Annotated in this window: 7 protein-coding genes; 4 read left to right on the forward strand and 3 right to left on the reverse strand. The window is 48.7% G+C overall.

The genetic code is table 11. The annotated features are described in order from the left end of the window. On the forward strand, nt 1-582 hold a 582-nt coding region (locus ACJMLT_RS00295), incomplete at its 5' end, for a PTS sugar transporter subunit IIC (protein ID WP_405724853.1). A gap of 157 nt (nt 583-739) precedes the next feature. Here the strand turns inward: ACJMLT_RS00295 and ACJMLT_RS00300 are convergent. The 3 genes from ACJMLT_RS00300 to serC all read right to left on the reverse strand — a co-directional run bounded on the left by ACJMLT_RS00300 (nt 740) and on the right by serC (nt 4,450). Then, the gene (locus tag ACJMLT_RS00300) at nt 740-1,987 is read right to left on the reverse strand and encodes a DUF1015 domain-containing protein (RefSeq protein ID WP_405724856.1); all 1,248 of its coding nucleotides are present in this window, start codon (nt 1,985-1,987) and stop codon (nt 740-742) included. A gap of 137 nt (nt 1,988-2,124) precedes the next feature. Then, the gene (locus tag ACJMLT_RS00305) at nt 2,125-3,300 is read right to left on the reverse strand and encodes a 3-phosphoglycerate dehydrogenase family protein (protein WP_405724859.1); all 1,176 of its coding nucleotides are present in this window, start codon (nt 3,298-3,300) and stop codon (nt 2,125-2,127) included. A 64-nt stretch (nt 3,301-3,364) separates the two neighbouring features. Further along, complete coding sequence (gene serC / locus ACJMLT_RS00310; RefSeq protein ID WP_405724862.1) at nt 3,365-4,450, reverse strand: 3-phosphoserine/phosphohydroxythreonine transaminase; 1,086 nt, start codon at nt 4,448-4,450, stop codon at nt 3,365-3,367. 337 nt (nt 4,451-4,787) lie between these two features. On the opposite strand from serC, the gene ACJMLT_RS00315 reads away from it, so the two are divergent. From ACJMLT_RS00315 to ACJMLT_RS00325, 3 genes are all read left to right on the forward strand, one after another. Beyond that, complete coding sequence (locus ACJMLT_RS00315) at nt 4,788-5,432, forward strand: cyclase family protein (protein ID WP_405724865.1); 645 nt, start codon at nt 4,788-4,790, stop codon at nt 5,430-5,432. A 54-nt stretch (nt 5,433-5,486) separates the two neighbouring features. After that, nucleotides 5,487-6,179 carry an N-acetylmuramoyl-L-alanine amidase gene (locus tag ACJMLT_RS00320; RefSeq protein WP_405724868.1) on the forward strand — a complete coding sequence of 231 codons (693 nt, stop codon included), beginning with the start codon at nt 5,487-5,489 and terminating at the stop codon, nt 6,177-6,179. A gap of 46 nt (nt 6,180-6,225) precedes the next feature. Continuing rightward, on the forward strand, nt 6,226-6,801 hold a 576-nt coding region (locus ACJMLT_RS00325), incomplete at its 3' end, for a DEAD/DEAH box helicase family protein (protein ID WP_405724871.1).

Below are 6,801 nucleotides of genomic sequence, written 5' to 3' on the forward strand. Positions count from 1 at the left end.
ATCATGTGGGCGACAGATCTGCAGCCTCTGTTCATGGGCATTGCGGTATCTGTTCTGGTAGGTATGGCACTGACACTGCCTATTTCCTCTGCAGCGATCTGTGCGGCACTGGGTCTGACAGGTCTGGCAGGTGGTGCGGCGGTTGCCGGCTGCTGTGCCCAGATGGTCGGTTTTGCAGTGATGAGCTTTAAGGAAAATAAATGGGGCGGCCTGTTGGCACAGGGCATCGGTACTTCTATGCTGCAGGTGCCGAATATCGTGAAGAATCCTTGGGTATGGGTACCTCCTACACTGGCTTCCGCCATCACAGGCCCTATCGCTACGTGTGTGTTTCACATGCAGATGAACGGGGATGCGGTGGCATCCGGTATGGGTACCTGCGGTCTGGTAGGTCAGATCGGCGTATATACCGGCTGGCTGAATGATATTGTTGCAGGTGCAAAAACAGGCATTACTTCCATGGACTGGATCGGCCTTCTGCTGATCTGCTTCGTTCTGCCTGCAGTGCTGACACCCATCATCGCATATCCTATGCGTAAAAAAGGATTGATCAAAGAAAATGATCTGAAATTAGATTTGTAAGACCTGCGGGGCTTTGCCCCTGCACCCCACAAACCTTTAAAAAGGTTTGATCCAAACTTTAATTAAAAAAGACGACCTTATGGTCGTCTTTTTTGCGTATAGGGTTCCAAGGGAATTATTCCCTTGGTGGGAGTTTGAGGGTGAAACCCTCAAGAAATCAGCCTAAATCATGAATAAACAAGCCGCTTCTCAGCTTGGGTTCGAACCATGTGGACTTAGGAGGCATTGTCATATTTTCATCGGCTACATCCATCAGTTCGTTCATGGAAGTAGGGAACATGGAGAATGCCAGCTTCATTTCGCCGCTGTCTACGCGTTTTTCCAGTTCTGCCAGACCACGGATACCGCCGACAAAATCAATGCGTTTGTCTGTTCTGGGATCGCCGATGGCAAGAACGGGTTCCAGCAGTTCTTTCTGCAGGATGGAAACGTCCAGACCCAGTACGGGATCGTCTGTGATGATCTCTTCTTTCGCAGTCAGCTTGAACCAGTTGCCTTCCAGATACATGCCGAAGGTGTGCAGTTCTTCGGGTCTGTACTGGCCTTCACCTTCATAAGGCACAACGTCAAATTTTTTGCTGATCTCTTCCAGGAAACCAACGGCATCGTAACCGTTCAGGTCTTTTACCACACGGTTATAGTCCATGATATACAGGTCATCTGCCGCAAAGAGTACGGACAGGTAATAGTTGAATTCTTCTTCCCCGGTGTAATCGGGGTTTGCTTCTCTGCGTTTCAGGGCAACCTTTACAGCGGAAGCATTTCTGTGGTGACCATCGGCGATGTAGAGGTTCTTCACATTTTGGAAGGATTGTACCAAGAGGCCGATTTCCATATCGCTGTCCATGACCCATACGGTATGGCGGATGCCGTCTTCGGCAACAAAGTCATATTCGGGTTTTACAGCTGCTGTCCAGCCGTCGATGATGGCTTTGGCATCGGGGTTATCTCTGTAGGCAAGGAAGATGGGGCCTGTGTTTGCATTCAGAGTATCCACGTGGCGGATGCGGTCAGCTTCCTTGTCGGCGCGGGTCAGTTCATGTTTTTTGATGGTGCCGTCGATGTATTCGTCTACGGAAGTGCAGCAGACCAGGCCGGTCTGGCTTTTGCCGTTCATGGTCAGGCGATAGATATACAGATTAGGCAGCAGATCCTGACCAATGACACCGTGACCGATCATATTTTCCAGATTTTCCTTTGCCTTCTGATAGACTTCGTCACTGTAAATATCTGTACCCACGGGCAGGTCTACTTCTGCTTTATCTACATGGAGGAAGGACCAGGGTTTGTCCTTTACCATTTCTCTTGCTTCTTCGCTGTTCATTACGTCATAGGGCAGTGCCGCCACCTGATCCGCATAGTTGGATGCGGGGCGGATCGCCATAAAGGGTCTGATGGTTGCCATAGATATGTTCCTCCTATTCTCAGTTACATGAAAGCATGCATTCGTAAGGCTGCGCCTTACTCATCGCATCAGGTTTTCTAATATCTGTTCAGGATTGCCTGCAAGCAGCCATCCTTTCACATCTATTGAAAACGCTTTCATTCGAATACTCTAACTTTCAGCACTGTATTGATGGCATACAGGTCTTCGATCATTTCGTTCACATTTTCAGGTAAATTATCGCATACGACGATGTTATATGCAAGGTCGCCTCTGGAGTTGTTTACCAGTTTATCGATGTTTACATGGTATTTTGTGAAAACGGCACCCAGCTGACCGATCATGTTTACGATGTTTTTATGGGAGATGGCAATACGGGGTTTTCCATTATAAGGTACTTCGCAGCGAGGGAAGTTTACGGAATTTTTGATATTGCCGTAGGTCAGATAATCTCTGATTTCCTGTGCTGCCATGATGGCGCAGTTTTCTTCGGATTCGGGGGTGGATGCGCCGATGTGAGGTGTTACGATGATATTCCAGGGGTCGCCCAGCAGGTCTTCGGAAGGGAAGTCTGTCATATAGCGGGCGATGATGCCGTCGGCGATGGCTTTTTTCAGAGCTTCGTTATCCACCAGACCGCCGCGGGCAAAGTTCAGCAGGCGAGCGCCGGGTTTTGTCACGGCAAACAGTTTTTCATTGAAAGTGTGTTTTGTTTTATCGTTCAGAGGGATATGCAGTGTGATGTAATCTGCCTTGGAAACTACGTCTTCAATGGAATCTTCCTTTTCTACGGAAGGGGACAGATGCCATGCGTTTTCCAGGGACAGGAAGGGGTCATAGCCGATAACATCCATACCCAAGTCCAGTGCGGCATTGGCAACCTGTACGCCGATGGCACCCAGACCGATGACGCCCAGCGTTTTGCCGGCGATTTCAGGACCCTGAAAATCTTTCTTGCCTGCTTCTACGATTTTTTCCAGATTTTCTACGTTGTCGTTGAGGCTCTGCACCCAGTTTGCGCCGGCGATGATTCGTCTGGAGGATGCAAACAGAGCCAGCAGAACCAGTTCTTTTACGGCATTGGCATTGGCGCCGGGGGTATTGAATACGGGCACACCCATTTCTGTGCATTTGTCGATGGGAATATTGTTGGTGCCGGCACCGGCACGGGCAACAGCCAAGAGGTTCTGGTTCAGCTCGATTTTATGCATATCAAAGCTGCGCAGGATGATGCCGTGGGGGTCTGCGGCGTGATTGTCGATTTCGAAATTTTCGGCGGGCAGTTTTGCCAGCCCTGTTGCAGCGATATTATTTAAAGTCTTAATGGTATACATAATTTTTCTCCTTTTTCTTTATTCTATACAGCACAAAAAGGGTCGCTCGTCACGACCCTTTCGGTTATTTATTTTCCATCTCAAATTTCTGCATGAATTCCACCAGTTTTTCCACGCCTTCTACGGGCATGGCGTTGTACATGCTGGCGCGCATACCGCCGACTGTACGATGACCTTTCAGGTTTTCAAAGCCCTGTGCTTTTGCTTCCTTGATAAATTTGTCATTCAGTTCGTCTGTAGGAAGGACGAAAGGTGCATTCATCAGGGAACGGTCTTTTTTCACGACAGTACCGCGGAACAGTTCAGACTGATCCAGATAGTCATACAGGATACCTGCCTTGTGTTCGTTGATTTTCTGGAGGGCTTTGATGCCGCCCTGTCTTTTCACCCAGTCAAATACCAGACCCATAAAGTAGATGCCGTAGGTAGGGGGGGTGTTGTACAGGGAGTTGTTGTCCGCATGGATATCGTATTTCAGCATGGTAGGTGTGATATCCATGGCGTTGCCCAGAAGGTCTTCTCGGATGATCACGACGGTTACGCCTGCAGGGCCGAGGTTTTTCTGTGCCCCTGCAAAGAGCAGACCGAATTTGGAAACGTCGATCTCTTCAGAGAGGATGGAAGAGGACATATCGCCAACCAGAGGAACGTTGCCCGTATCAGGCAGTTCTGTCCAGCGTGTGCCGTAAATGGTGTTATTCAGTGTGATATAGAAATAATCCGCTTCGGGGTCGAATTTTGTTTTATCCAGTTCGGGGATGTGGTCGAAGGTAGAATCTGCGGAGGAAGCAACGATGTTTACTTTGCCGTAGCGTTTTGCTTCTTCTGCCGCCTTTTTCGCCCACTGACCTGTGATCACATAATCCGCTTTGTTGTTCTTGTTCATCAGGTTCAGGGGGATCATGGCAAACTGTGTTGAGCCGCCACCCTGCAGGAACAGGATCTTATAGTTATCGGGAATGTGCATCAGTTCTTTCAGATCAGCCTTTGCCTTTTCCAAAATGCCTTCAAACACTTTTGAACGGTGGCTCATCTCCATCACTGACATGCCTGCTGAAGGGTAACAAACCAGCTCCCGCTGTGCCTGTTCCAGAACTTCCAAGGGCAGCATGGAAGGACCTGCTGAGAAGTTGTATACTCTTTTTTCCATAAGATAAGCCTCCTAACTTGTATTCATTAAAAGACAACTGACCGTCTGTTGCGGACACTGTCAATAGAGAAATTATAACACGTTAAGATTTTTCGTCAACAGAAAACGAGTGTTTTTTTTCGTACTAAAAAAAACTTTGGCGGAAGGGGCAATTTTCCGAAGGGAAAGGAAGAAGAGATTGGTAAATTTGACGGACAAATGTTTTTCTTGTACGTACAAAAATGCAATTCAAACGAAAGCGCGGACAGGAAAGCCAAGGGGTTACGTCGCTTTGTCTTTTGTGGTACAATGCCTGTGAAGAGGAACAGAAGAAAGTACTTTGAAAGGAGACATTTTTATGCGTGTGATCGATCTGACCCAGACAATTTCTGCAGATATGCCGGTTTATCCCGGGACAGAGCCCCCGAACTTACAGGTTGCCAATACCTATGAAAAAGATGGATTCAGAGAGACGCAGATCTCCTTCTATTCCCATACAGGCACCCACATGGATGCCCCTTTCCATCTGTTCGGAGATAGGACAAAACTGGAGGAACTGCCGGCGGCGCAGTTTGTGGGGAAAGCCCTTGTCATCGACTGCCGAGATGTGGAAGAAGGCGGCATCATTGGCATGGAGCGGATCGAAGCAGTGCGGGAACTGGCAGATCAGGCGGAATTTCTGCTGTTCTGCACCGGCTGGGATGCGAACTGGGGACAGGAAACGTATTTTGGTGCATATCCTGTGGTTTCCATGGAAATCTGCCAGTATCTGCTGGACAGCGGGAAAAAAGGCGTTGGCTTTGATGTGATCGGCATCGATCCCATTGCGGATGGCGGGCTGACACGCCATAAGATGCTCCTGTCTCAAAAGGACATCGTTATCATTGAAAATCTGACCAATCTGGATCAAATCGGCGGCCTCTTTACCTTTGCGGCATTGCCTCTGAAATATCGTGACGCTGACGGTGCGCCTGTCCGTGCCGTTGCTCTGCTGGAAGAATAAAGAAGAAAAGAATTCGCATTTCGTTCATATCCTAATGAAAAAGGAGAAAACGGGATGCGAATTTTTATGGAGAAAAAATGGGGAAGTGGGCTGTTCTGTCTTTGCATCATCGGGGGCTGTCTGCTCCATACGGCATGGCAGACAGAGGCAGAAAAGGTGATGTTTTTTATGACCGATGCCAAAATCGTTCTGGATGCAGGCCACGGCGGCTGGGATCCGGGAAAAACGGGGATCAAAGGGAAGAATGAAAAGGAACTGAATCTGGCTGTGGCGGAAAAACTGGCGGCATATCTGGAGACGGGCGGCGCGGAAGTGATCCTGACCCGCCATTCGGATGATGCCCTTGGAACAGGAAAGCGGTCAGATATGGCAGAACGGAAGCGCATTGCCAATGAAAGCGGCGCAGAGATCCTGGTCAGTATCCATCAGAATGCCTTTCCTTCTCCAAGGGCAAAAGGCGCCCAGGTCTTTTATCATAACAGCAGTGCAAACGGAAAACTTCTGGCAGAATGTGTGCAGGAAAATCTGCGGAGTCGGGTGGATGGCAGCAACCATAGACAGGCAAAGGAAAATAAGGATTATTACATACTCAGAGCAACGGAGATCCCTGCTGTTATCGTGGAGTGCGGGTTCCTTTCCAATACAGAGGAGGAACAACTGCTGAACGACGGAGCATATCAGGAAAAACTGGCATGGGCGATTTATTGCGGTATCCTTGACTATTTTGAAAAAATCGATATGATTTAAAATAGAGAAGTGTTGCTTTTTATTTATGAATAGAAAGGAATTATATATGGAAAATAAATTTGGAAAACTGGGACTGCGACCTGCGCTGGTGGGGGCACTGGCAAAGCAGGATATCGAAAACCCCACAGAAATACAGGAAAAGATGATCCCTGCAGTGCTGGAAGGCAAGGACGTGATCGGTCGTTCCGAAACAGGCAGCGGCAAAACACTGGCCTATCTTCTGCCCATTTTTGAAAAAATCGATATGGATGTGAAAGGCACCCAGGCCATCATTCTGACACCTACCCACGAACTGGCGGTACAGGTCTTCCATCAGGCGGAACTGCTGCAGGAAAACAGCGGCATGGAAGTGGGCTGTGCCCTGCTCATCGGTGCGGCGGGCATCGGCAGACAGATGGAAAAACTGAAATCCAAACCCCGTATCGTTGTAGGCTCTGTTGGCCGTATCCTTGACTTGATCCGTAAGAAAAAGATTCAGGCGCATCTGGTAAAAACCATCGTGCTGGACGAAGGGGACAGACTGATGGATGATGGCAATGTGGAAGACGTAGAGGCTGTCATCAAAACAACTTTGAGAGACAGACAGATCGTACTGTTGTCTGCTTCCGTCAGCGGGGAAGCG

The organism is Anaerotignum sp., assembly GCF_045122575.1.
GTDB lineage: Bacteria > Bacillota > Clostridia > Lachnospirales > Anaerotignaceae > Anaerotignum_A.